Origin of the sequence: Streptomyces sp. Sge12 (genome assembly GCF_002080455.1) — a bacterium.
GTDB lineage: Bacteria > Actinomycetota > Actinomycetes > Streptomycetales > Streptomycetaceae > Streptomyces.
In genome coordinates, this window is the sequence record NZ_CP020555.1 from 90,610 (window position 1) to 113,577 (window position 22,968).

Here is a 22,968-nt window from a genome sequence, read left to right on the forward strand (position 1 = left end):
CGCGGCCGCGGCAGTGGCGCGGCGGGGCGGCGGCCCCGGGGGCGGGCGGGGCTTTGTCGGTGCCTCCTGGCAGGGTTGGCCGGGACAGGGGGTGTCCCCGTCCGCAACGACCGCCGGGGCGAGGGCTGATGGGCGACCACTTCCAGACGATCGTCGATATCGATGCGGCTCCGGGGCAGGCGCAGGAGCTCGGGGCGCGGGTGGTGGCGTGGCTGGTCGCCGAGGGGGTCGTCTGCGCCGAGCAGCGGTACGAGATGCTCGGCAGGCCGGTGTACTCGCCGGGGCCGCGGTGGGACGAGGTGGCGCAGTGGCCGGCGGGGGACGGCTGTGACGGGCTCGCCGTCGTGACCGGCCGTACCGTCTTCTGGGGTTCCCCGGGGTGCGACGGTGCTCCGCTGTGCCCGGGCTGCGCGGCGCCCGCGCCCACCGCGCCGTGGCCGCAGGCGGTGGACGACTGGTACCGGACCGGCGTGGCCGTGCTGCGCTGTCCGGGGTGCGGGGATGCGCAGGCGCTGCCCGAGTGGGGGTGGCAGGAGGACCGTTTCGCTCTGGCCCATCTGGGATTCGAGGTGTGGAACGCGGCCCGGCTCCGCCCGGAGTTCGTCGCGGGGTTCGCCCGGGTCCTGGGCCACCGCATCCGTACGGTCGAGGGGTGGCTGTGACGCCACGCGCTGTCCGGGGCCGGCCACGTGGAGCGGCGGCCCGGTCGTGGTGTGCCGCCGGGTGGTGAAGTGGCCTCCAACCGGCGGAACCCGAACGGCCGTTCGCTCGTCTAGCAGCCCGGTTGGGGCTGCCCGGCGTTCTCGCGACCGCACGGGGCGCGTGGTGGCTCCGTCCACGCACAGCGTCTTTCGAGAGGTTCCACCATGCACGTGTCCCCTGCCCCGTTCAGCGTCCTGTCCGAGGACTTCGCCGCTGACCCCTACCGCTACTTCGCACAGCTGCGGGAGCAGCTTCCGGTGCACTACGAGCCGGAGATCGACAGTTACTTCCTCTCCCGCCACGAGGACGTGAAGCGGGTCCTGACCGACCATGATGCCTTCACCACCGAGACGTTCCAGGCGCGCGCGGAGCCGGTGATGCGCGGGCCGGTCCTGGCCCAGATGTCGGGAGCCGAGCACACCGCCAAGCGGGCGGTCGTCGTACGGTCCTTCACCGGCCGGGCCCTGGAGAGACAGGTGCACGCCATCCGCGCCAACGCCGCCGAGCTGATGGCTCCGTTCCTCCCCGCGGGGCGGGTGGACCTGGTCAACGACTTCGGCAAGCCGTTCGCCGTGCAGGTGACGCTCGACGTCCTCGGCCTGGAGAGGAAGGACTGGCCGCAGGTGGCGGCCTGGTACGGCGGGGTCACCGAGTTCATCACCAGCCTGACCCTCACACCCGAGCGTCGCCGGCACTGCCTGGAGTGCGCCGAGCAGTTGGAGGCGTATCTCGCTCCGATCATCGAGGAGCGTCGCCGCCGTCCCGGCGAGGACCTGATATCGGCGCTGTGCAGCACCGAATTCGGTGGCGCGGCCATGAGCAACCGCGATGTCACCGCCCTGGTCATCAATGTGCTGCTGGCTTCGGCGGAGCCCGCCGACAAGACGCTCGCCCTGCTCTTCAAGCACCTGATCGACCATCCCGAGCAGCTGGCGCAGGTCCGCCGCGACCCGCAGCTGCTGGGCGCCGCGATCGCCGAGACGCTGCGCTGCACCCCGCCGGTGCAGCTCATCCCCCGCCAGGCGGAGCACGACGCCGTCTTCGCCGGCACCGTCGTCCCGGCCGGGGCCACCGTCTTCTGCATGATCGGGGCGGCCAACCGCGACCCCGGCGCGTTCACCGACCCGGACGCCTTCGACATCCACCGTGCGGACCTGGGCACCGCCCGCTCCTTCACCGCGGCGGCCGAGCACCTGTCCTTCGGCAGCGGCCTCCACCAGTGCGTCGGTACGGCCTTCGCGCGCGCCGAGATCGAGACGGTGGCGGCCATGCTCCTGCCGCTGTTCGACGAGGTGCGCTACAGCCCCGGTTTCCGCTACCGGGAGGCCGGCCTGTACACCCGTGGGCCGCTCTCGCTGTCGCTGGACTTCACCCCCGTCCGCTGAGACCGCGGCGCCCCGCGCCCTGTGCCCGGCGCGCCCCCGCACCCCTCGTACACCCCCCACTGCGTTCAGGACATGACGATGACTTCCACCGACATCAGCCGCGCCATCAACGACCTGCTGTTCACCCCGGGCCTCGACCTCACCGAGGCCATCGACCGGCACTTCGCCCCCGACTACCGCCAGCGCACCAACGGCGTGTGGAGCGACCGGACTTCCTTCGCCCGGCACATGACGCGCCTGCGCTCCCTGATCCGCGACGGGCAGGTCGAGGTCCAGGACGAACTGCGCGACGGGCTGTCCTACGCCGACCGTCACACCGTCACCCTCACCCACCACGACGGCCACGTCTCGCGCACCGAGGTCTACCTCTTCGCCCGGATGGCTCCCGACGGCCGCTTCCGGTGCGTGGAGGAGACCACCTTGCTGGTCACCGGCGAGGGCGACGACTCTCAGCTCGGACTGATCAATTGACAAGCTCCGCAGCGAGAGGGAAGGGAGCCGCCATGGGGTCCGTGGGGGAAAGACTGAGCAGGGCGCGCGTGCAGGCGTTCGTGGGCCGCGACGAGGAACTCGGGCGCTTCGCGGCGGCGTTGGCCGGTGATCCGCAGGCGCCGTTCGCGTTCTACGTGTACGGGCCGGGCGGTATCGGCAAGTCGACGCTGCTGCGGCGTCTCGCGGACCACGCGCGGGCGGCCGGGCGGTTGCTCGTCGAGCTCGACGGGCGGTTCGTCAGCCGGGACCCGGCCGATTTCGAGCGTGCCGCCGGGCCGTTCCTGGACGTGCCGGGGACGGTCCTGTTCGTGGACTCCTTCGAGCACTGCCAGTGGCTGGAGAGCTGGCTGTGGCACCACTTCCTGCCGCGGGCCGCGGACGACACCCTGGTCGTGCTGGGCGGGCGGCGCGCTCCGCAGCCGCAGTGGGCCGCCGATCCCGCCTGGTCCCGGCTCCTGGACGTGAGCGAGCTGGGGCCGTTCTCCTCGGAGCAGGCCCGCAGCCTGCTGGTGGCGGCCGAGATCCGGCCCGAGCTGCGGGACCGGGTGCTGCGCTTCGCCGGGGGCAATCCGCTGGCGCTGTCGCTGGCGGCGGCGGCCGGGTCGGCGGGGTGCGGCCGGGAGGAGATCTGGGCGCCCACGGCGGACGTGCTGCGCACGCTGCTGGCGGGGCTGATCGGGGAGGTGCCCACGGCGGCCCACCGCCGTGCCCTGGAGGTGGCGGCGCAGGCTCACTCGACGTCGGAGGAGCTGCTGGCCGCGGTGCTGCCCGGGGAGGACGCCCATCCGCTGTTCGCGTGGCTGCGGGAGCTGCCGTTCATGGAGTCCACCCTGCGGGGGCTCCACCCGCACGACGCGGCACGCGAGACGCTCGCCGCCGACCTGCGGTGGCGGGCGCCCAACGCCTTCGAGTCGATGCGCCAGCGCCTGGCGGACGAGTACCTGCGCATCCTGCGCGAGGCGCCCGAGGAGCGGGTGTGGACGGTCACCGACGATCTGTTCTACCTGTTCCGGGAGGGAGAGAGGCTGGCCCGGCTGCGGTCCTGGTCCCGTGAGGACGAGGTCCACGACCGTCCGCTGCACCCGGAGGACATCGATGTCGTGCTGCGCATGGCGGCCGAGACGGAGGGGCCGGCCTCGGCGGAGCTGGTCCGCTACTGGGCGCAGGCCCAGCCGGAGGCGTTCAGTGTCTACCGGCTGGTGAGCACGGGCCGGATCGTGGCGTTCACGGCGCGGCTGGTCCTGCCGTCGCCTCCCGACCCCCGGGACGTGGCCACCGATCCGGTGGTGGCCGCCGCGTGGGAGTACACGCGGGCCACCGCGCCGGTGAGCCCCGGTGAGCACATCGGCGTCAGCCGGTTCTCGGTCTATCCCGAGCAGTACCAGGTTCCTTCGCGGGTGATCGACCTGAGCAGTTCCCGGGCCCAGGCGGAGGCGGCGCGGGCGCGCGGGCGGGCGTACGGGTTCGCGGTGTTCCGGGACGCCGAGACGTGGGCGGAGCGCGTGCGGGGCACCCTTCAGGACACGGGGGCGCGGCCGCGGGTGGGTGAGTACACCTACGGGCTGTTCGGTGTGGACTGGCGCCGGCTGCCGGTGGAGGCGTGGCTGATGCACTTCATATCGGCGACGGAGATGCCGGCTGCCCCGGCGGGGCCGTCGCCGCTGTCGCGTGCGGCGTTCGACCAGGCGGTGCGCGAGGCGTTGGCGCACTGGCGGGACGCGGTCGCGTTCGCGGCGTGTGCGCTGCTGCGTACCCGGCTGGCGGCCGACCTCGGTGAGCCGGTCGGGGAGTTGCGTGCCCTGCTGCGGGGGGCGGTCGACGAGCTCGCGGGTGACCCGCGGGGGGTGCGGGCGCGGGATGCGCTGGCGGCGGGCTATCTGTCGGGGGCGCCCACCCAGGAGGCCGCTGCCCGCCGGCTGGGCCTTCCCTACGGCACCTACCGGCGTCATCTGCGCCAGGGCCTGGACCTGCTCTGCGAGGCGTTGTGGGAGCGGGAGTTGCACGACCCGCGGTAGGGGTGGTGGTGCGGGTGGACAGGTGCGGACAGCAGTGGACAGTGCGTGGCGCTGCCGGGTCTGGATAGTGGACAGCGTCCGCGCCGAGTCTGTGTGCCGTGAACGTTGCACGCAGGTACGCGGACGGGCCGGGCGGTGCGCCGGGTGTCGGCCGCGGCGGGTGCGGTGCGGGGGCCGGGGGCGGTCGGTGGTGCGGCCACCCCCGGCCCCCGGGGCGGGGGCTTCCCCGGTCCGTGCGCCTGGGGTGACGTTCTCCACGGGCTGTCTGACTTTGTGTCACACCAATGAGAAGGATTCCTGCCATGACGACTTCGAAGCCGTACCTGACCGGCCATTTCACACCCGTCGCCGAGGAGGTCACCGCCACCGGCCTGATCGTCGAGGGCACTCTGCCCCCCGAGTTGAACGGCCGGCTGGTCCGCAACGGGCACAACCCCAAGCCCGGGGTGACCCCGACGCACTGGTTCAAGGGCAGCGGCATGGTCCACGGGATCCGGCTGCGTGAGGGGCGCGCGGAGTGGTACCGCAACCGCTGGGTGTACACCCCCGCGCTGGAGGGGGCTCCGTACATGACCGAGCGGGGGCCCGACCTGACCGCGAGTGCGGCCGGTACCCACATCATCGAGCACGCCGGACGTCTGCTGGCGCTGTGCGAGGCGAACCTGCCGTTCGAGCTGACCGCGGAGCTGGACACGGTCGGCGCCTACGACTTCGGGGGCAAGCTGCGCGGGGCGATGACCGCGCACCCCAAGGAGGACCCGGTCACCGGGGAGCTGCACTTCTTCGGGTCCTCGCCGTTCCCGCCGTTCCTGACGTACTACGTGTCCGATGCCAAGGGGCACATCGTCCACGACGCCGAGGTTCCCGGGGCGACCGCCGCGCTCAAGCACGACTTCGCCCTCACCCGCCGCCACGTGGTGTTCGTCGAGGGCAATGTGACCTTCGACCATGCGGAGGCATCCGGTATCCCCTACAGCTGGAACGACCACCAGCCGTCCCGTATCGGGGTGATGCCGCGCGGGGAGGACGGCGCCGGGCGGGTGCGCTGGTTCTCCATCGAGCCGGGCAACATGCTGCACGTCTCCAACGCCTACGAGGACGGGCAGGGCCGTATCGTCCTGGAGGGTCCCACCGTGGACCGCGAGGGGTTCCGGCTGTCGTGGAACTGGTGGGTCGGCGCGCCGGGGCGCGGCAGTGAGCCCGTCTCCCGCTCCTACACCCGCCGTTGGGTGCTGGACATGGCGGCCGGCACGGTCGACGAGCAGATCATCGACGACCTGCCGGTGGAGTTCCCGACGCTGAACGAGGAGTACCTGGGCGCCGAGAACCGCTACCAGTACGCGATCTCCTTCCCCGACGAGAACGGTCTGGGCGGCTACGGCGTGGTCAAGTACGACCGGACCACCGGTGCCCGGCGGGTCCACCGGGTGGGTGATGCGCGGCTGCCGAGCGAGGCCGTGTTCGTTCCGGCCGCCGACGCCACGGGCGAGGACGACGGCTATCTGCTGACCGTCGTCTCGGACCTCAAGCAGGATGCCTCGCAGCTGCTGGTGCTGGACGCCTCCGATCTGGAGCGGGTCGCCACCGTGCACCTGCCGCACCGGGTGGGCGCCGGGCTGCACGGCTCCTGGATCCCCGACAGCCGGCTGGAGGGTTCCGCGGGCTGACGCCGATCGTGGACGTGCTCGCGGCTGCCCCGGGTGCGTCCACCACTGCCGGCCCGCGGAATCCCCTGCCGCGGGCCGGCCGCCGGAGCCGCGAGCCCCCCTCGCGGCTCCGGCTCCGCCCGTCGCTCAAGACATGCTGGAGGGTCGCTCGATTCCCCCGCGACGCGGGCCGCCCCCGCCCGTATAGTCGCCATGACTTGACGATTCGATGACCCGTTCCCGAAGAATCGATGACCGAGAAGCTCCGTGGACGGGCGAGCAGGGGGACACACGATGGAGACCGCACGCCTGGCCTCGCTCATCGCCGCCACGGTCACGATGGGGTTGGTCAGTGGCCTGTTCTACGGCTTCTCCGTGTCCGTGATGCCGGGGTTGAAGCGCACGGACGACCGGACGGTCATCGAGGTCATGCAGCACATCAACAAGGCCATTCTCAACGGCTGGTTCGTGCTGGGCTACATCGGTGCGTTCCTGTTCACGGCTCTGGCGCTGGCGCTGCACATTCCCTCGGACGGCCGTGACGTGCTGCCGGCGCTGATCGCGGCCCTGGTCTGCTACATCCTGTCGATGGGCCTCACCAACAAGGTGAACATCCCGTTGAACAACGCGCTGGAGAAGGCCGGTCCGGTCGCCCGGATCGGGGACCCGGCCGCGGTGCGCCGCGCCTTCGAGGGGCCGTGGACGCGGGCCAACGTCTGGCGGACGCTGCTGTGCACGGCCGCGGTCGGTTTCCTGGCCTGGGCCCTGTACCTGCACGGGCAGAGCGGCTGAAGACGTACGGGAGTCCCCCGGCCGGGGCGGCCGGGGGACTGCGGGGCGCGGGACTCGCCGTTCAGCGGGTGGCGCGCCCGTAGAGGACCAGGGCGCGGGAGAGGGCGGTGAGGGCCACCGTGCACAGCAGGGTGCGGATGATGTTGGTGGAGACCCAGGTGCTCTTGAACTTCTCGACGATGGAGAAGTCGGTCAGCTTCGTGGCGTCGCCCGCGTCGGCGAGTTCGTTGTTGAGGGGGATGTTCACGGAGAAGGTGATCATCAGGACGACGAGGTAGGCCACGGTGGCGACGGCGACCCAGACGGCGACGTTGCGGCGGCCGGCCCGGAACTCGACGATCGCGGAGGCGGCGGCGATCAGCAGGGCGAGGACGAACACCATGCCGAAGAGCCCGTTGCCGTCGATGGCGGCGTTGAAGTTCTGCATCGCCGTGACGTAAGTGCGCTCGTCGCCGGCCGCAAGCCCCGGCATGACCGAGACGTCGAAGGCGAAGAAGAGTCCTGCCATCAGGCCCACGAAGACCGTGGAGACCAGGAGGAGGACGGTGGCCGCCTTGCCGCGCCCGGCGGCCTGCGGCACGGATGCCGGCGGGCCGGGCTGCGCCCAGGCGCCGGGCGGGGCCGCGTAGGGACTCGGGCCGCCGGCGGGGTGCTGCTGGGGGCTACCGGGCGGATTGGGGTTCATGGGTCATCCTCATCTGCGGTGGTGGGAGTTGTGCTCGCCCTCGGCACGGACATTTTGATCGTGGCATTCCCCGGGGTGCCCGGCCATGGGGTTTCCACCGGCTCTCGAGCGGTGCTCGAGAGCCGGTGGCGTGATTCGTTCGGTCAGTAGCGGTAGTGGTCCGGCTTGTAGGGGCCGTCGATGTCGACGCCGATGTAGGCGGCCTGTTCCGGGCGCAGGGTGGTCAGCTTGACGCCGAGGGCGTCGAGGTGGAGGCGGGCGACCTTCTCGTCGAGGTGCTTGGGCAGGACGTAGACGTCGGTCGGGTACTCCTCGGGCTTGGTGAAGAGCTCGATCTGGGCGAGGGTCTGGTCGGCGAAGGAGTTCGACATGACGAAGGAGGGGTGGCCGGTCGCGTTGCCGAGGTTGAGCAGGCGGCCCTCGGACAGGACGATCAGGACCTTGCCGTCGGGGAACTTCCAGGTGTGGACCTGCGGCTTGACCTCGTCCTTGACGATGCCCTCGATCTTCGCGAGACCGGCCATGTCGATCTCGTTGTCGAAGTGGCCGATGTTCCCGACGATCGCCTGGTGCTTCATCCTGGCCATGTCCGAGGCCATGATGATGTCCTTGTTGCCGGTCGTGGTGATGAAGATGTCGGCCGTCTCGACGACATCGTCGAGGGTGGCGACCTGGTAGCCGTCCATCGCCGCCTGGAGCGCGCAGATCGGGTCGATCTCGGTGACGATGACGCGGGCGCCCTGGCCGCGCAGGGATTCCGCGCTGCCCTTGCCGACGTCGCCGTAGCCGAAGACGACGGCGGTCTTGCCGCCGATGAGGACGTCGGTGGCGCGGTTGATGCCGTCGATGAGGGAGTGGCGGCAGCCGTACTTGTTGTCGAACTTGGACTTGGTGACGGCGTCGTTCACGTTGATCGCGGGGAAGAGGAGGGCGCCCTCGCGGTGCATCTCGTAGAGGCGGTGGACGCCGGTGGTGGTCTCCTCGGTCACTCCGCGGATTCCGGCGGCCAGGGTCGTCCAGTCGATGCTCGTCCGGCCCAGCAGGTCGAGGACCAGCGCCATTTCCTCGTTGTCGGCGGTGGAGGGGTCCGGGACGCGGCCGGCCTTCTGGTACTCGACGCCCTTGTGGACCAGGAGGGTGGCGTCGCCGCCGTCGTCGAGGATCATGTTGGGGCCTGCGTGTCCGGGCCAGGTCAGCGCCTGCTCGGTGCACCACCAGTACTCCTCCAGCGTCTCGCCCTTCCAGGCGAAGACCGGGATGCCGGCGGCGGCTATCGCGGCGGCGGCATGGTCCTGGGTGGAGTAGATGTTGCAGGACACCCAGCGGACCTCGGCGCCGAGCGCGACGAGGGTCTCGATGAGCACGGCCGTCTGCACGGTCATGTGCAGCGAGCCGGTGATGCGGGCGCCGGCCAGGGGCTGCGTCTGGGCGTACTGCTTGCGGATCGCCATCAGGCCCGGCATCTCGTGCTCGGCCAGGGTGATCTCCTTGCGGCCGAACGCGGCGAGAGAGAGGTCTGCGACCTTGAAGTCCATGGGTTCTACTCCGTGATGGTGGTGGCTGGGTCGTGGCTGGGGTTCAGGTTCTGGTGGATCTCTAGCGTCGCGGTGGACTTGTTGAGGGTGATGTAGTGCAGGCCGGGTGCGCCCTCGGCGAGGAGGCGCTCGGACATGTGCGTGGCGTAGTCGACGCCGATGCGGTGCCCGGCCGCCGGGTCGTCCTTGGCGGCTTCCAGCCGCTGGGCGAGGGCGTCGGGGAAGCGGGCGTCGCTGAGCTCGGCGAAGCGCCGGATCTGGCGGAAATCGGTCGCCGGCATGATCTCGGGGATGATCGGGGTCAGGCAGCCGACGGCCAGGAGCCGGTCCCGCAGCCGCAGGTAGTCCTCGGCGTGGAAGAACATCTGGGTGATGGCGTAGTCGGCGCCGGCGTGGCACTTGGCGGCGAAGTGGCGGATGTCCTCGGTCCAGGAGGGTGAGCGGGGATGCCGCTCGGGGAACGCGGCGACGCCCACGGTGAAGTCGCCCAGCCGGCGGATGAGCGAGACCAGTTCGTGGGCGTGGGTCAGGCCGTCCGCGTGGCGCATCCACTCCCCCTTCGGGTCGCCGGGCGGGTCGCCGCGCAGGGCGAGGATGTCGCGGATGCCGGCGTCGGCGTACTGGCCGATGATGTGGCGCAGTTCGGCGGTGGAGTGCCCGACCGCGGTCAGGTGTGCGACCGGGCGCAGGGTGGTCTCGGCGGCGATGCGCTTGGTGACCTCGACGGTGCGGCTGCGGGAGGAGCCGCCGGCGCCGTAGGTGACGGAGACGAAGGAGGGGGCGAGGGCCTCGATGCGGCGGATGGCCGCCCACAGGGTGCGCTCTCCCGCGTCCGTCTTGGGGGGGAAGAACTCGAAGGAGAAGGTCCGCCGGCCCTGGGCCAGCAGTTCCCGGACGCCGGGCGGGGCGGGGGTGCGGGCGGGGGTCGGTGCGGGGGTGGGGGCGCGGGACGTGCGGGGGCGTTCGGCGGTGGCGGCCGGGGCAGCGGGCATGTCGGACTCCTTTCCGGCTGGCGGGGGTCAGCGCGCGTTGAAGTAGTTGGCTTCGGGGTGGTGGATGACGATGGCGTCGGTGGACTGCTCGGGGTGGAGCTGGAACTCCTCGGAGAGCTGGACGCCGATGCGTTCCGGCTGGAGGAGGTCGGCGATCTTGGCGCGGTCCTCCAGGTCGGGGCAGGCGGGGTAGCCCAGGGAGTAGCGGCAGCCCTGGTACTCGGTGCGGAACATGCCGGCCATGGACTGCGGGTCGGATCCGCCGATGCCGAGGTCGGCGCGGACGCGGGCGTGCCAGTACTCGGCGAGGGCCTCGGCCAACTGCACGGACAGGCCGTGGAGTTCCATGTACTCGCGGTAGGCGTCGGCGGCGAAGAGCCGTGCGGTCTCCTCGCCGATGCGGTTTCCCACGGTGACGACCTGGAGGCCGACGACGTCGCTCTCGCCGGACTCCTCGGGGCGGAAGAAGTCGGCGAGGCACAGGCGGCGGCCGCGCTGCTGGCGGGGGAAGGTGAAGCGGGTGCGTTCCGAGCCGTTCTCGCCCAGGATGATGAGGTCGTCGCCCTTGGAGACGCAGGGGAAGTAGCCGTGGACGACGGCGGCTTCGAGGAGGCCGTCGGTGTGGAGTTTGTCCAGCCAGCCGCGCAGGCGGGGCCGGCCGTCGGTGGCGATGGTGTCGGCGTCCTTGAGGCCCCATTGGCCCTTGAACAGGGCGGTCTCGTCGAGCCAGGAGGCGTAGTCCTTGAGCGGGATGCCCTTGACGACGCGGGTGCCCCAGAACGGCGGGGTGGGGACGGGGTTGTCGGCGGCGACGTCGGAGCGGCCGGCGTCGACCGGTTGCCCGGCGGCCGGCAGGGGTGTGGCGCGTTTGGGGACGCGGCGCTGTTTGAGGGGCGGGAGTTGGGCGCCGGGGACGCCGCGTTTGACGCCCATGAGGGCGTCCATGAGGCGCAGGCCCTCGAAGGCGTCGCGGGCGTAGCGGACCTCGCCCTGGTAGATCTCGTGGAGGTCCTGTTCGACGTAGGCGCGGGTGAGGGCGGCGCCGCCGAGGATGACCGGGTAGTCGGCGGCCAGCTTGCGCTGGTTGAGCTCCTCCAGGTTCTCCTTCATGATCACGGTGGATTTCACGAGGAGGCCGGACATGCCGATGACGTCGGCCTTGTGTTCCTGGGCGGCTTCCAGGATCGCGGAGACCGGCTGTTTGATGCCGATGTTGACGACGTTGTAGCCGTTGTTGGTGAGGATGATGTCGACGAGGTTCTTGCCGATGTCGTGGACGTCGCCGCGAACGGTCGCCAGGACGATGGTGCCCTTGCCCTCGTCGTCGGTCTTCTCCATGTGCGGCTCCAGATACGCCACCGCCGTCTTCATGACCTCGGCGGACTGGAGGACGAACGGCAGCTGCATCTGGCCGGAGCCGAACAGCTCACCGACGACCTTCATGCCCTCCAGCAGGGTGTCGTTGACGATGTCGAGGGCCGGGCGGGTCTGGAGGGCCTCGTCGAGGTCGGTCTCCAGTCCGTTCTTCTCGCCGTCGATGATGCGCCGCTGGAGCCGTTCGTCCAGGGGCAGGGCGAGGAGTTCCTCGGCGCGGCCGGCCTTCAGGGACTTGGTGTTGACGCCCTCGAAGAGCGCCATGAGTTTCTGCAGGGGGTCGTAGTCGCCCTCGCGCCGGTCGTGGATCAGGTCGAGGGCGGTGGTGACCTGTTCGTCGTCGAACCGGGCGATGGGGAGGATCTTGCTGGCGTGGACGATGGCGGAGTCCAGGCCGGCTTTGACGCACTCGTCGAGGAAGACGGAGTTCAGCAGGACGCGGGCGGCCGGGTTCAGGCCGAAGGAGATGTTGGAGAGGCCGAGCGTGGTCTGGACGTCGGGGTGGCGGCGCTTGAGTTCGCGGATGGCTTCGATGGTGGCGATGCCGTCGCCCCGGGACTCCTCCTGGCCGGTGCAGATGGTGAAGGTGAGGGTGTCGATGAGGATGTCGGACTCGCGGATGCCCCAGTTGCCCGTCAGGTCCTCGATCAGCCGCTCGGCGATGGCGACCTTGTGCTCGACGGTGCGGGCCTGGCCCTCTTCGTCGATGGTCAGTGCGATGAGGGCGGCGCCGTGTTCCTGTGCGAGGCGGGTGACCTGGGCGAAGCGGGACTCCGGGCCGTCGCCGTCCTCGTAGTTGACCGAGTTGATGACGGCGCGGCCGCCCAGCTTCTCCAGGCCCGCCCGGATGACGGGGACCTCGGTCGAGTCCAGGACGATCGGCAGTGTGGAGGCGGTGGCAAAACGACCGGCGAGTTCCTCCATGTCGGCGACGCCGTCGCGGCCGACGTAGTCCACGCACAGGTCGAGCATGTGCGCGCCCTCGCGGATCTGGTCGCGGGCCATCTCCACGCAGTCGTCCCAGCGGGCCTCGAGCATGGCCTCACGGAACTTCTTCGACCCGTTGGCGTTCGTCCGCTCGCCGATCGCCATGTACGAGGTGTCCTGGCGGAACGGAACCGTCTGGTAGAGGGAGGCCGCGCCCGGCTCGGGGTGCGGATCGCGCACGGTCGGGGTGAGTCCGCGGACCCGCTCGACGACCTGGCGCAGGTGCTCGGGGGTGGTGCCGCAGCAGCCGCCGACCAGGGAGAGCCCGTAGTCGCGGACGAAGGTCTCCTGGGCGTCGGCCAGCTCGCTGGCGGAGAGCGGGTAGTGCGCTCCGTCCTTGGTGAGGACGGGCAGGCCGGCGTTGGGCATGCAGGAGATCGGGATGCGGGCGGTGCGGGCGAGGTAGCGCAGGTGCTCGCTCATCTCGGCGGGGCCGGTCGCGCAGTTCAGGCCGATCATGTCGATGCCGAGGGGTTCGAGTGCCGTCAGGGCGGCGCCGATCTCGGAGCCGAGGAGCATCGTGCCGGTGGTCTCGACGGTCACCGAACAGATCAGCGGGACGGTGATTCCGAGGGCCTCCATGGCGCGGCGGGCGCCGATGATGGAGGACTTGGTCTGGAGGAGGTCCTGGGTGGTCTCGACGAGCAGCGCGTCGGCGCCGCCGGAGATCAGGCCCTCCGCGTTGATCTGGTAGGCGTCACGGATCTGGCCGTAGGAGATGTGGCCCAGCGTCGGCAGCTTGGTGCCCGGGCCCATCGAGCCCAGCACCCACCGCTGCTGCCCCGTGCTCGCGGTGAACTCGTCGGCCACCTCACGGGCGATCCGGGCACCCGCCTCGGACAGCTCGAAATTGCGGTCGGCGATGTCGTACTCCGCCAGCGCCGCATAGTTCGTACCGAAGGTGTTCGTCTCGACGCAGTCCACACCCACCGAGAAGTACGCCTCGTGCACCGAGCGCACGATGTCGGGGCGGGTCACGTTCAGGACCTCGTTGCAGCCCTCCAGCTGCTGGAAGTCCTCCATGCTGGGGTCCTGCGCCTGGAGCATCGTCCCCATGGCCCCGTCGGCCACGACCACACGGGTCGCGAGCGCCTGCTTCAGGGCGGTCACCCGTTCGTGCGCGTTCGGCGCGTGCGTCGTCGTCATGCCGGCTGCTCCAGCTTCGGTCCCAGCAGTCCGGCCGCCTGCTCCCCGTACACCGTGCGGACGGTGGCCAGGAGCGGTGCGGGCCGGACCTCGTAGGACTGCGAGCCCACGGCCTGGAGGGCCAGGGCGGACATCGTGCAGCCGAGTTGGGCGGCGGTCTCCAGTGGCAGTCCCCAGCCGACGGCGGCCAGGAAGCCGGAGCGGAAGGCGTCTCCGACGCCGGTGGGGTCCTCGGCGCGGACGTCGGGGACGGCGGGGACGGTGAGGGTGGGCGCGCCCTTGGTGTCGATGCGGACGCCGTGTGCGCCGAGGGTGGTGATCCAGGTGCCGACGCGGTCGAGGACCTCCTCGTGGCTCCACCCGGCGCGTTCGCGCAGCAGCGCGGACTCGTACTCGTTGGTGAAGAGCCAGCGTGCTCCGGTGACGAGGGTGCATACTTCGGCGCCGGTCAGACGGGCGAGCTGCTGCGAGGGGTCGGCGGCGAAGGCGATGCCCAGTTCCCGGGCCTGTTCGGTGTGGCGGACCATCGCTGCGGGGTCGTTGGGTGAGACGAGGATCAGGTCGAGGGGGGTGCGGGCGTGCAGGGCGTGCAGGTCGATGCGGGCGGACTCGGCCATCGCGCCCGCGTAGAAGGAGGCGATCTGGTTGGAGTCCTGGTCGGTCATGCACATGAAGCGGGCGGTCTGGTGCTCGGCGGAGACGTGCACCGCGCCGGTGTCGACTCCGTGTTCCTTGAGCCAGACCTCGTACTCGGCGAAGTCGGAGCCGACGGCGCCCGCGAGGAGGGGGGTCAGGCGCAGGCCGCCGAGGCCGTAGGCGATGTTGGCGGCCACTCCCCCGCGCCGCACTTCGAGGGTGTCGACGAGGAAGGACAGGGAGATGTGGTGCAGCTGGTCGGGGAGCAGCTGGTCTACGAACCGGCCCGGGAAGGCCATGAGGTGATCTGTGGCGATGGATCCGGTCACCGCGATACGCACGTGGACTCCTGTGAGCTGGTCTGTTGCCGGCGGGGCGGGGTGGTGGGCTGGGGGGCGGGGCAGGGGGCGCGGGGTGTTGCGGGTGGGGGTGCGGGCGGGCGGCGGCCGTCGGCGCTCGGCGCCGCCCGCCCGCACCCTCTGGGGGGGTCAGGCGCCGGCGGCGGCCTTCAGCTGCTCGGCGCGGTCGGTGCGCTCCCAGGTGAAGTCCGGCAGTTCACGGCCGAAGTGGCCGTAGGCGGCGGTCCGGGCGTAGATGGGGCGCAGCAGGTCGAGGTCGCGGATGATGGCGGCCGGGCGGAGGTCGAAGACCTCGGTGATGGCGTCCTGGATCCGGGTGATGTCGGTCTTCTCGGTGCCGAAGGTCTCGACGAACAGGCCGACGGGCTCGGCTTTGCCGATGGCGTAGGCGACCTGGACCTCGCAGCGGGAGGCGAGGCCGGCGGCGACCACGTTCTTGGCGACCCAGCGCATGGCGTAGGCGGCGGAGCGGTCGACCTTGGAGGGGTCCTTGCCGGAGAAGGCGCCGCCGCCGTGGCGGGCCATGCCGCCGTAGGTGTCGATGATGATCTTGCGGCCGGTGAGGCCGGCGTCGCCCATCGGGCCGCCGATCTCGAAGCGGCCGGTCGGGTTGACCAGGAGGCGGTAGCCGGCGGTCTCCAGTTTGATGCCGTCGTCGGCGAGTTGCGCGAGGACGTGCTCGACCACGTGGGCCTTGATGTCGGGGGCCAGCAGGGCTTCCAGGTCGATGTCGGAGGCGTGCTGGGAGGAGACGACGACGGTGTCGAGGCGGACGGCCTTGTCGCCGTCGTACTCGATGGTGACCTGGGTCTTTCCGTCGGGGCGCAGGTAGGGGAGGGTGCCGTTCTTGCGGACCTCGGTGAGCCGGCGCGAGAGGCGGTGTGCCACGTCGATCGGCAGCGGCATCAGGTTCGGGGTCTCGTCGGTGGCGTAGCCGAACATCAGGCCCTGGTCGCCGGCGCCCTGCTTGTCGAGTTCGTCCTCGTCGCCCTCCACCCGGTTCTCGTAGGCGGTGTCGACGCCCTGGGCGATGTCCGGGGACTGGGCGCCGATCGAGACGGACACGCCGCAGGAGGCGCCGTCGAAGCCCTTGACGGAGGAGTCGTAGCCGATCTCCAGGATCTTCTCGCGTACGAGCTGCGCTATCGGTGCGTAGGCCTGCGTCGTCACCTCGCCCGCGATGTGCACAAGACCGGTGGTGATCAGTGTTTCGACCGCGACGCGCGAGGTCGGGTCCTGGGCGAGCAGCGCGTCGAGGATCGTGTCGCTGATCTGGTCGGCGATCTTGTCGGGGTGTCCCTCGGTCACGGATTCCGAGGTGAACAGACGACGGGACATGTCACTCCTGGTGGTGTGGGACGGGGTCGGGTCGGGCGGGGAGGGTGGTCAGGGCCGGACGGTGGTGGCTGCGGCCGTTTCCAGGGTTCGGGCGAGGGCCCGGACCGGGTCGGGGTCGGGGCCGTCGTCGCCGTCGCCGTCGGTGGTGGGGGCGGTGAGGGCGCCGCCGATCGCGACGAGGGGCGGGTGCCAGCCGTGCGAGGCGATGCGTTCGGCGACCGCGCAGGCGAGGGAGCCGGCGCCGGAGAAGCCGCCGAGCAGCAGGGGTTCGCCGCGGGCGAGGGCGGGGCGCAGGGCTGCGAGGACGGTTTTGGCGTCGGCGGGCGGTGGCACGGTGGTCAGTGCCTGGGGGCCCGCGTAGGCGGTGGCGAGTGCGTCGTAGCAGCCCGGTGGTGCGTCGGGCGGGGGGACCAGGCAGATGGTGCCGGCGCCGGTACGGGAGGCCGCGCGCAGGATCCGCAGGGTGCGGGCGGTGGGGGCCGCGACGCGGGGTACGGGGCTGCCGTCGAGCAGGGCCAGGGCGTCGGCGACGGTGGCGGCCGTGCCGGGGACGCGGGGCAGTTCGCGCAGCAGCAGGGCGGTCTGGGCGAGGGTCTCGGCGGCGTCGGGGTCGGTGATGCGGGTGCGGTCGTGGACGCAGGTCAGGACGAGGCCGCCGGCGGCGTCGTGGTGTGCGGTGACGGTGAGGGGGTGTGCGGTGTGCGCTGCGATGGTTTCGGCGGGGCCGACGCGTACGCCCTCGGTGGCGAGTTCGGTGTGGGCGGGGTCGTCGGCGGGTCCGGGGGGTGGGGTGGCTTCGAAGGCGATGAGCGAGTCGGGGACCGGGTGGGGGGCGGGGCCGGGGTGGTCCGTGGCCGGCGGGGACCACCGGGCGGCCTGGCCCGGGGAGACCCATTCGTGGGAGGCCGCTTCGAGGGCCTGGCCGGCCAGGGTGGTGAGCAGGCGGGTCAGGGGGGTGGCCGGGTCGATGCGGGCGTGCAGCGGGAGGGCGCCGCGCAGGGGGCCGGGGAGGCGGTCGGCGCCGGGCAGGGCGATGCCGCGGCCGGAGACGGCGGCGGCGAAGGCGACCGCGGGGGCGGTGGGGTTGGCGCGGTGGAGCTGGAGGGCCCAGACGGTGTGCAGGGCGGTGCTTTCGGTGGCGCCGCGGTCGGCCGCCCAGTGGCGCAGGCGCAGGGCCTCGTGGGGGGTGAGGCGCCCGCGGGTGCGGCCGTGGCCGCGCCGGCGGGGGCCGGCGGTGGGCTGCCGGTCGGGTCGGGTCGGGTCGGGTCGGCCGGGGAGGCCGGCGGCGCCCGCGGGGGCGCCGGAGCGGGTCCAGAAGACGCGGGCGGGTGCCTGGTTGCGGCGGGCGAGCCAGTGCATGTGGTCGCGGATGTCGGGGCGTCGTTCGCTGCCGAGGGGGCGGCCGTCGGCGAGGTAGGCGCGGTGCAGGGTGCGTTGGAGCAGCCGTGCGCTCCACCCGTCGAGGAAGGCCTGGTGGTAGGTCAGCAGGATGCGGAACACCTGGCCGGGCTCCTCCAGCAGGGCGATGCGCAGGGCCGTGCCGGGCCGGTGGAGGTCGAATTCCCGCATCCGCTCGCTGAGCAGCAGCGCGTGCCAGTCCTCGCTGCCGCGGGGGTGGCGTTCCAGTTCCGCGGCGGCGTGCGGGTGTACGGCGATCAAGGGGCCGGTGCCGGGTGCTGCGGGCCGGGCGAGGGCGGTGCGCAGCACTGCCTCGCCGGCGTGGAGGGTCTGCCAGGCGGCGGTGAACCGGCGGGCGTCCAGCGGCCCGTACCAGCGCCAGTGCAGTTGTTCGACGTGCAGGCCGGCGCCGGGGTGGGTCATGGCGTCGAGGAGGATCTCGCGTTGCAGGGGTGTGGTCGGTGGGGGCCTTTCCGGTTCCGCGGTGGCACATCCGGGATGGGTGGCGCAGCCGGCGTGGGTGGCGCATGCGGGGTGGTGGGCGCATGCGGGGTGGGTGGCGCGTCCGTGGTGGCGGGCGCATTCGGGGTGCCGGGTGCAGGGGGTGCCGGCCGGTTCCCGGGCGGGGCGGTGCTCCGCGCCCGCCGCCGCGGCCCCGGTCAGCAGGTCCGACAGCCGGCCCGCGGGGAACGGCGGCGGGGGCAGGGTGAGGGTGTGGTGGTGGTCGGTGTGCCGGTGGAGCGTCGGGGTGCACGGTGGCAGCGACGCGAGGGCGGCGGTGAGCGCGGCAGGGGTGAGGCTGCCGTGGAGGTCGAGGGAGGTGGGAGGGCCGGGTGTGAGCACCACGGTCATGGCCACGGTGCGGGCCATCGGCTTCCCTCCTCTTCCCTTTCGGTTTCGGACGCATGAGGGACTCGTGGGGGACACGGCCGGACATGGTCTGTTGTCGAGGATTCTTGCGCCCGGTCCTCGGCCCGTCCTTGAGCGCGCATCGAGTCCGGATCCCTCAGCGGATCCGGAAGTTGGCCATCATTCCCATCGCCGAGTGGTCCAGCAGGTGGCAGTGGTAGACGTAGGTGCCCCTGTACGTGTCGAAGGTGGCGTGGAGTTTGACGGTCTCGCCGGGGAAGAGGCGGACGGTGTCCTTGAGGCCGGCCTCGGCCGGAGCGACCGGGGCGCCGTTTCGTTCCAGGAGCCGGAACTGGACCAGGTGCATGTGGAAGTTGTGCGGGACGAGCTTGTTGGCGTTGGTGACGGTCCAGATCTCCGAGGTGCCGTGCGTGATGGTCTGGTCGATGCGGTGGTGGTCCCAGGTCTGGCCGTCCATGAAGGCCCGCGGTTCCTGGCGGCCGTCCTCGTCCATGCTGAGGACGACGGTGCGCGAGACGGTGGCGGGCGCCAGGGCCGGCAGGGTGCGCAGCACGTTCGGGACGCGGCTGGGGTCGGGGGCGGTGCGCACGACGTCGAAGCGCAGGACCTTGCCGACCTGGTCGGGGGTGCCGGGGCCGAGGGTGTTCTCCAGGACGATCCTGGTGCCCACGGGGTAGCGGGAGAAGTCGATGACCACGTCGGCGCGTTCCGCCGGGGACAGTGCGACGGTGTCGGTGGTGAAGGGCCGCTCCAGCAGTCCGCCGTCCGAGCCGATCTGGATCATCTGGCCGCCGTCGGACAGGCGCAGCTGGAAGAAGCGCATGTTGGAGGAGTTCAGCAGCCGGAAGCGGTACTTGCGGGCGGCGACCTCGAAGTAGGGGGTGGGGCGGCCGTTGGCGAGGATGGTGGTGCGGCCGAAGACGTCGTCCATGACGTAGACGAGCTGTCCGGCCTCGTCGAAGCGGGCGTCGCGCAGGGCGATGGGGACCTCGTACTGGCCGGCGGGCAGCGGCAGGGAGCGTTCGGTCTCGTCGGAGAGCAGGTAGGTCGCGGACAGGCCGCGGAAGACGTGCTCGGACTCCATGTGGTGGGCGTGGTCGTGGAACCAGAGGCCGGCGCCCGGCTGCTGGTTGGGGTAGGTGTAGGTGCGTGAGGTGCCCGGGGCGAAGGTGTCCATGGGGCCGCCGTCGTTCTCCGGGGAGACGCTGCCGCCGTGGAGGTGGACCGCGACGGGCATGGTGAGGGTGTTGCGGTGGCGGATGACGACTTTGCGTCCGGTGCGGGCCCGCAGGACGGGTCCGGGGAAGTGTCCGTCGTAGGTGAGGACCTTGGTGCGCACCCCGGGGATGATCTCCCGTGCGGCTTCCTTGATGGTGACGGCGTAGGTGTCCTGGCCGCCGGGCCCCGATATCGGTGCCAGGACCGGCAGGGTCGGCATCCGCACGGTGAACGGCGGTGGGACGGTGACCGGGCCCGCGGCGGTGGTGGCCCGGGCGGATCCGGAGCCGAGCAGGGGCGTCAGCCCGCCGGCGGTGAGCAGGCCGGCGCCGGTCGCGGCGACGGCTCCGCCGAGCAGGCTGCGTCTGGTGACCATGGGATGTCCTCCTGGAAAGGGGTGGGTGCGCGGGCCGTCCGCGAGAGGGGGCGTGCGCGCTGCCGGGGCCGGCGCAGGGTGGTGCCGCGCAGGTGGCGCGCCGCGAGTGCACCAGATGCGGCTTGCGCACCGCTCGAGCCCGGATGGTGTGCGGGGGTTCGGCGTTGCGCGGGCCTTGCGGGGGCTGGGCAAGGCTCCTCGTGCGTACGTATGACCGCGTACGCGCGACTGTGCCGCCGATCGGGGCGGCCGCTGGGGGGAGGCACCCGTGGACCTGAGGGACCTGCACGACTTACGCGACTGGCTGCCGCGCGCGCTGGGCGTGGCGGAGCGGTGGGGCGGCCAGTTCGGCCCGTACGAGGGCCATGACGCGCACCGGGTGCCACCCGAGGCGTTCGGGGAGGCGTTCGAGCGGCTGGCCAAGCGGATGGACCACAACTATCCGTTCTTCCACCCGCGTTACGCCGGACAGATGGTCAAGCCGCCGCATCCGGCGGCCGTCACCGGCTATCTGACGGCGATGCTGTTCAATCCCAACAACCATGCCGCCGAGGGCGGTCCGGCGACCACCGAGATGGAACGCGAGGCGGTCGCCGCGCTGGCGGGCATGTTCGGGTTCGACGCGCACGTCGGTCACCTGACCACCAGTGGCACGATGGCCAACCTGGAGGCCCTGTACGTGGCCCGGCAGGTGCACCCGGACCGTGGGATCGCCTACAGCTCCGAGTGCCACTACACGCACGAGCGGATGTGCCACGTGCTGGGCGTGGAGGGCCACCGCATTCCCGTCGACGGGTTCGGCCGGATCGATCTCGACGCGCTGGAGGGTGCGCTGCGCGGCGGGCGGATCGGCACCGTCGTCGTCACCACCGGCACGACCGGGCTGGGGGCGGTCGACCCGGTGCACGAGGTGCTGGCGCTGGCGCGCCGGTACGGGGTGCGGGTGCACGTGGACGCCGCCTACGGCGGGTTCTACGCGGTCCTGGGCCGTGCGGGGGCCGAGGGTGTCGAGGCGGCGCCCTGGCGGGCGATCGCAGGCTGCGACTCGGTGGTGGTGGACCCGCACAAGCAGGGGCTGCAGCCGTACGGGTGCGGGGCGGTGCTCTTCCCCGATCCGCGGGCCGGGCGGCACTTCGCGCACGATTCGCCGTACACCTATTTCACCGATGCCGACCTGCACCTGGGCGAGATCAGCCTGGAGTGCTCGCGGGCGGGGGCCGCGGCCGCCGCGCTGTGGCTGACGCTGCAGCTGCTGCCGCTGACCCCGCAGGGTTTCGGGCGGATCCTGGCGGCGAACCGGCGGGCCGCGCTGCGCTGGGCGGAGCTGCTGGAGGCTTCCGAGGAGCTGGAGCTGTACCAGCGCCCGGACCTCGACATCGTCACGTACTTCCCGGCGACCGCCGAGCGGTCCCTGTCCTCGATCGACGCGGCGTCGGAGCGGCTGCTGCGGGCGGGCATGACGGCGGAGGCGGACCCGGTGTTCCTGAGCGTGCTGCGTGCGGACGCGGACGCGTTCGCACGGCGTCATCCGCGCGTGGTGCGGGACGCGCAGGCGGCGCGGGTGATCCGCAGCGTCCTGATCAAACCGGAGTCCGAGCACTACCTGCCGACCCTGCACGCCCGTGTGGCGGAACTCGCGGCCGACGCCCGGGCCACACCCTGACCCCGCTCCCCCGCTCCCCCGCTCCCCCGTTGCTTCTTCTGCCTTGCTTCTTCCGCCGTTCCCTGTTCCGCCGTTCCTCCATCCCGTCACCTGACCGGAGGCCTTGCCTTGTCTGCCCTGCCCGTGAACCGGCTGAGCCCATCGGCCGTCACCGATCTGTCCGACCTTCTCGCCACCTGCTTCCAGCAGGACGCCCTGACCCGCTGGATGATCCCCGGCGAGCAGCGGCGCGCCGAGCTGCTGCCCGGGTTCTTCCGGGTGTTCGTGGAACTGTCCGCCGCCTTCGACGGGGTGCTCACCAGCCCGGACGGCGACGCGGTGCTGCTGTTCCTGCCGCCCGGCGCCGAGCCGGACGAGAAGGCCCTGGACGCGGCGTTCGCCGATGTCCTGGGCGAGTACGCGGATGCGATGCGCACCATCGCGGGCCTCCAGGAGGAGGCCCATCCGCACGGCGCGCCGCACTACTACGTCTCCTTCGGGGCGGTGCGCCCCGGCCGGCAGCAGAGCGGGCTGATGTCCGCCCTGCTGGGCCGGGTGGCGGCCCGTGCGGACGCCGAGGGGGTCGGCGCCTATGTGGAGGCCAGCTCCCCCGGCGGTGAGGCCACCAGCCGGCGTGTCGGTTTCGGACTGCTGGGCACGGACATCGCGCTGCCCGGCGGAGGACCTGTACTGCGACCCATGTGGAGGGACCCCCGATGAGGGGAGACGATCTGATCCAGTCGTGGACCGCCGGCGAGATAGCCCGCGGTGAGGCTCCTGCGGAGCACCTCGGGCCGTTGCTCCAGGTGCTGATGTGGAGCCGGGAGTTCCTGGTCTCCAGCCATCCCGAGCTGGGGCGCACCGGTCCGGTGTGCCCGTACACGCAGCCCTCGCTGCGCAAGGAGCTGTTCCATCTGGCGGTGCCGGCGGCGGGGTGCGAGGACCTGGCCTCGGCGGTGGACTCGCTGCGTACCCGTCATGCGGTGCTGTCGCAGCGGCTGACGCCGGAGGACCGTGAGCTGTTGACGATCCTGCTGGTGCTGCCGGGGTTCGATCCGACGGATTCGGTGGAGCTGGACGAGTTGCAGCGCAAGGCGAAGGACGAGTTCGTGGCGGAGGGGCTGATGATCGGTCAGTTCCATCCGGTGTGCGAGGAGCCGGGCCTGTACAACGAGGCGTTCAGGCCGCTGCGCTCTCCGGTGCCGTTGCTGGCGGTGCGCAAGCTGCTGGTGTTCGATCTGCCGTTCCTGGTGGGCGACGACGCGCACATGGACCACTATTTGCAGCGTTTCGCGCCGGATCTGCCGTCGCGGATCCGTGACCAGTTGGTGAGCCGGGTGGTGGCCGTCTGAGGCGGCCGGTGCACGGCTGTGGCCCCGG

Annotated in this window: 17 protein-coding genes; 9 read left to right on the plus strand and 8 right to left on the minus strand. The window is 71.7% G+C overall.

Annotation, left to right across the window (positions count from 1 at the left end; all coding sequences use genetic code 11):
* Nucleotides 1-128: 128 nt before the first annotated feature.
* The 6 genes from B6R96_RS00455 (at nucleotide 129) to B6R96_RS00480 (ending at nucleotide 7,032) form a co-directional block, all read left to right on the plus strand.
* The gene (locus B6R96_RS00455) at nucleotides 129-662 is read left to right on the plus strand and encodes a hypothetical protein (protein WP_081521149.1); all 534 of its coding nucleotides are present in this window, start codon (nucleotides 129-131) and stop codon (nucleotides 660-662) included.
* 204 nt (nucleotides 663-866) lie between these two features.
* The gene (locus tag B6R96_RS00460; RefSeq protein WP_081521150.1) at nucleotides 867-2,087 is read left to right on the plus strand and encodes a cytochrome P450, cyclodipeptide synthase-associated; all 1,221 of its coding nucleotides are present in this window, start codon (nucleotides 867-869) and stop codon (nucleotides 2,085-2,087) included.
* A 72-nt stretch (nucleotides 2,088-2,159) separates the two neighbouring features.
* Nucleotides 2,160-2,558: a nuclear transport factor 2 family protein gene (locus B6R96_RS00465; protein WP_078937672.1), complete on the plus strand. Its 399-nt coding sequence runs from the start codon at nucleotides 2,160-2,162 to the stop codon at nucleotides 2,556-2,558.
* A 32-nt stretch (nucleotides 2,559-2,590) separates the two neighbouring features.
* Nucleotides 2,591-4,594: an ATP-binding protein gene (locus tag B6R96_RS00470; RefSeq protein WP_081521151.1), complete on the plus strand. Its 2,004-nt coding sequence runs from the start codon at nucleotides 2,591-2,593 to the stop codon at nucleotides 4,592-4,594.
* A gap of 302 nt (nucleotides 4,595-4,896) precedes the next feature.
* Nucleotides 4,897-6,261, plus strand: coding sequence for a carotenoid oxygenase family protein (locus B6R96_RS00475; protein ID WP_081521152.1), 1,365 nt, complete (start codon nucleotides 4,897-4,899; stop codon nucleotides 6,259-6,261).
* 273 nt (nucleotides 6,262-6,534) lie between these two features.
* Nucleotides 6,535-7,032 carry an anthrone oxygenase family protein gene (locus tag B6R96_RS00480; RefSeq protein WP_030390495.1) on the plus strand — a complete coding sequence of 166 codons (498 nt, stop codon included), beginning with the start codon at nucleotides 6,535-6,537 and terminating at the stop codon, nucleotides 7,030-7,032.
* Nucleotides 7,033-7,093: 61 nt separating this feature from the next.
* Here the strand turns inward: B6R96_RS00480 and B6R96_RS00485 are convergent, their stop codons facing one another.
* The 8 genes from B6R96_RS00485 to B6R96_RS00520 form a co-directional block, all read right to left on the minus strand.
* Complete coding sequence (locus tag B6R96_RS00485; protein WP_030390494.1) at nucleotides 7,094-7,717, minus strand: anthrone oxygenase family protein; 624 nt, start codon at nucleotides 7,715-7,717, stop codon at nucleotides 7,094-7,096.
* 143 nt (nucleotides 7,718-7,860) lie between these two features.
* A complete protein-coding gene (gene ahcY / locus B6R96_RS00490) occupies nucleotides 7,861-9,252 on the minus strand; it encodes an adenosylhomocysteinase (RefSeq protein WP_081521153.1) in 1,392 nt (463 codons plus the stop codon).
* A gap of 5 nt (nucleotides 9,253-9,257) precedes the next feature.
* Complete coding sequence (metF, locus tag B6R96_RS00495; RefSeq protein WP_078626762.1) at nucleotides 9,258-10,244, minus strand: methylenetetrahydrofolate reductase [NAD(P)H]; 987 nt, start codon at nucleotides 10,242-10,244, stop codon at nucleotides 9,258-9,260.
* A gap of 27 nt (nucleotides 10,245-10,271) precedes the next feature.
* On the minus strand, nucleotides 10,272-13,751 hold the full coding sequence (gene metH, locus B6R96_RS00500) for a methionine synthase (protein ID WP_081521154.1): 3,480 nt from the start codon (nucleotides 13,749-13,751) through the stop codon (nucleotides 10,272-10,274).
* Complete coding sequence (locus B6R96_RS00505; RefSeq protein WP_081521155.1) at nucleotides 13,748-14,728, minus strand: carbohydrate kinase family protein; 981 nt, start codon at nucleotides 14,726-14,728, stop codon at nucleotides 13,748-13,750. Before B6R96_RS00505 ends, metH begins: the two co-directional genes overlap by 4 nt.
* 147 nt (nucleotides 14,729-14,875) lie before the next feature.
* A complete protein-coding gene (gene metK, locus B6R96_RS00510; protein WP_079403251.1) occupies nucleotides 14,876-16,084 on the minus strand; it encodes a methionine adenosyltransferase in 1,209 nt (402 codons plus the stop codon).
* A 48-nt stretch (nucleotides 16,085-16,132) separates the two neighbouring features.
* Complete coding sequence (locus B6R96_RS00515; RefSeq protein WP_081521156.1) at nucleotides 16,133-18,352, minus strand: condensation domain-containing protein; 2,220 nt, start codon at nucleotides 18,350-18,352, stop codon at nucleotides 16,133-16,135.
* Between the two features lie 136 nt (nucleotides 18,353-18,488).
* Nucleotides 18,489-19,946: a multicopper oxidase family protein gene (locus B6R96_RS00520; RefSeq protein WP_053169686.1), complete on the minus strand. Its 1,458-nt coding sequence runs from the start codon at nucleotides 19,944-19,946 to the stop codon at nucleotides 18,489-18,491.
* 268 nt (nucleotides 19,947-20,214) lie between these two features.
* Here B6R96_RS00520 and B6R96_RS00525 point away from each other — a divergent pair, with 268 nt between their 5' ends.
* The 3 genes from B6R96_RS00525 (at nucleotide 20,215) to B6R96_RS00535 (ending at nucleotide 22,940) form a co-directional block, all read left to right on the plus strand.
* Nucleotides 20,215-21,609, plus strand: a complete 1,395-nt coding sequence (locus tag B6R96_RS00525) for a pyridoxal phosphate-dependent decarboxylase family protein (RefSeq protein WP_384512012.1) — start codon at nucleotides 20,215-20,217, stop codon at nucleotides 21,607-21,609.
* 108 nt (nucleotides 21,610-21,717) lie between these two features.
* Entirely contained in the window at nucleotides 21,718-22,308 is a 591-nt protein-coding gene (locus B6R96_RS00530) for a hypothetical protein (RefSeq protein ID WP_107084824.1), read from the plus strand.
* Nucleotides 22,305-22,940: a DUF6875 domain-containing protein gene (locus tag B6R96_RS00535; protein ID WP_030390281.1), complete on the plus strand. Its 636-nt coding sequence runs from the start codon at nucleotides 22,305-22,307 to the stop codon at nucleotides 22,938-22,940. The genes B6R96_RS00530 and B6R96_RS00535 overlap by 4 nt, the downstream gene beginning before the upstream one ends.
* Nucleotides 22,941-22,968: the final 28 nt, after the last annotated feature.

Bases quoted from the DNA above. Each gene is read 5' to 3' on its own strand.
- B6R96_RS00455 (WP_081521149.1), top strand. From the start codon at position 129: ATGGGCGACCACTTCCAGACGATCGTCGATATCGATGCGGCTCCGGGG.
- B6R96_RS00460 (WP_081521150.1), top strand. From the start codon at position 867: ATGCACGTGTCCCCTGCCCCGTTCAGCGTCCTGTCCGAGGACTTCGCC.
- B6R96_RS00465 (WP_078937672.1), top strand. From the start codon at position 2,160: ATGACGATGACTTCCACCGACATCAGCCGCGCCATCAACGACCTGCTG.
- B6R96_RS00470 (WP_081521151.1), top strand. From the start codon at position 2,591: ATGGGGTCCGTGGGGGAAAGACTGAGCAGGGCGCGCGTGCAGGCGTTC.
- B6R96_RS00475 (WP_081521152.1), top strand. From the start codon at position 4,897: ATGACGACTTCGAAGCCGTACCTGACCGGCCATTTCACACCCGTCGCC.
- B6R96_RS00480 (WP_030390495.1), top strand. From the start codon at position 6,535: ATGGAGACCGCACGCCTGGCCTCGCTCATCGCCGCCACGGTCACGATG.
- B6R96_RS00485 (WP_030390494.1), bottom strand. From the start codon at position 7,717: ATGAACCCCAATCCGCCCGGTAGCCCCCAGCAGCACCCCGCCGGCGGC.
- ahcY (WP_081521153.1), bottom strand. From the start codon at position 9,252: ATGGACTTCAAGGTCGCAGACCTCTCTCTCGCCGCGTTCGGCCGCAAG.
- metF (WP_078626762.1), bottom strand. From the start codon at position 10,244: ATGCCCGCTGCCCCGGCCGCCACCGCCGAACGCCCCCGCACGTCCCGC.
- metH (WP_081521154.1), bottom strand. From the start codon at position 13,751: ATGACGACGACGCACGCGCCGAACGCGCACGAACGGGTGACCGCCCTG.
- metK (WP_079403251.1), bottom strand. From the start codon at position 16,084: ATGTCCCGTCGTCTGTTCACCTCGGAATCCGTGACCGAGGGACACCCC.
- B6R96_RS00515 (WP_081521156.1), bottom strand. From the start codon at position 18,352: ATGGCCCGCACCGTGGCCATGACCGTGGTGCTCACACCCGGCCCTCCC.
- B6R96_RS00520 (WP_053169686.1), bottom strand. From the start codon at position 19,946: ATGGTCACCAGACGCAGCCTGCTCGGCGGAGCCGTCGCCGCGACCGGC.
- B6R96_RS00535 (WP_030390281.1), top strand. From the start codon at position 22,305: ATGAGGGGAGACGATCTGATCCAGTCGTGGACCGCCGGCGAGATAGCC.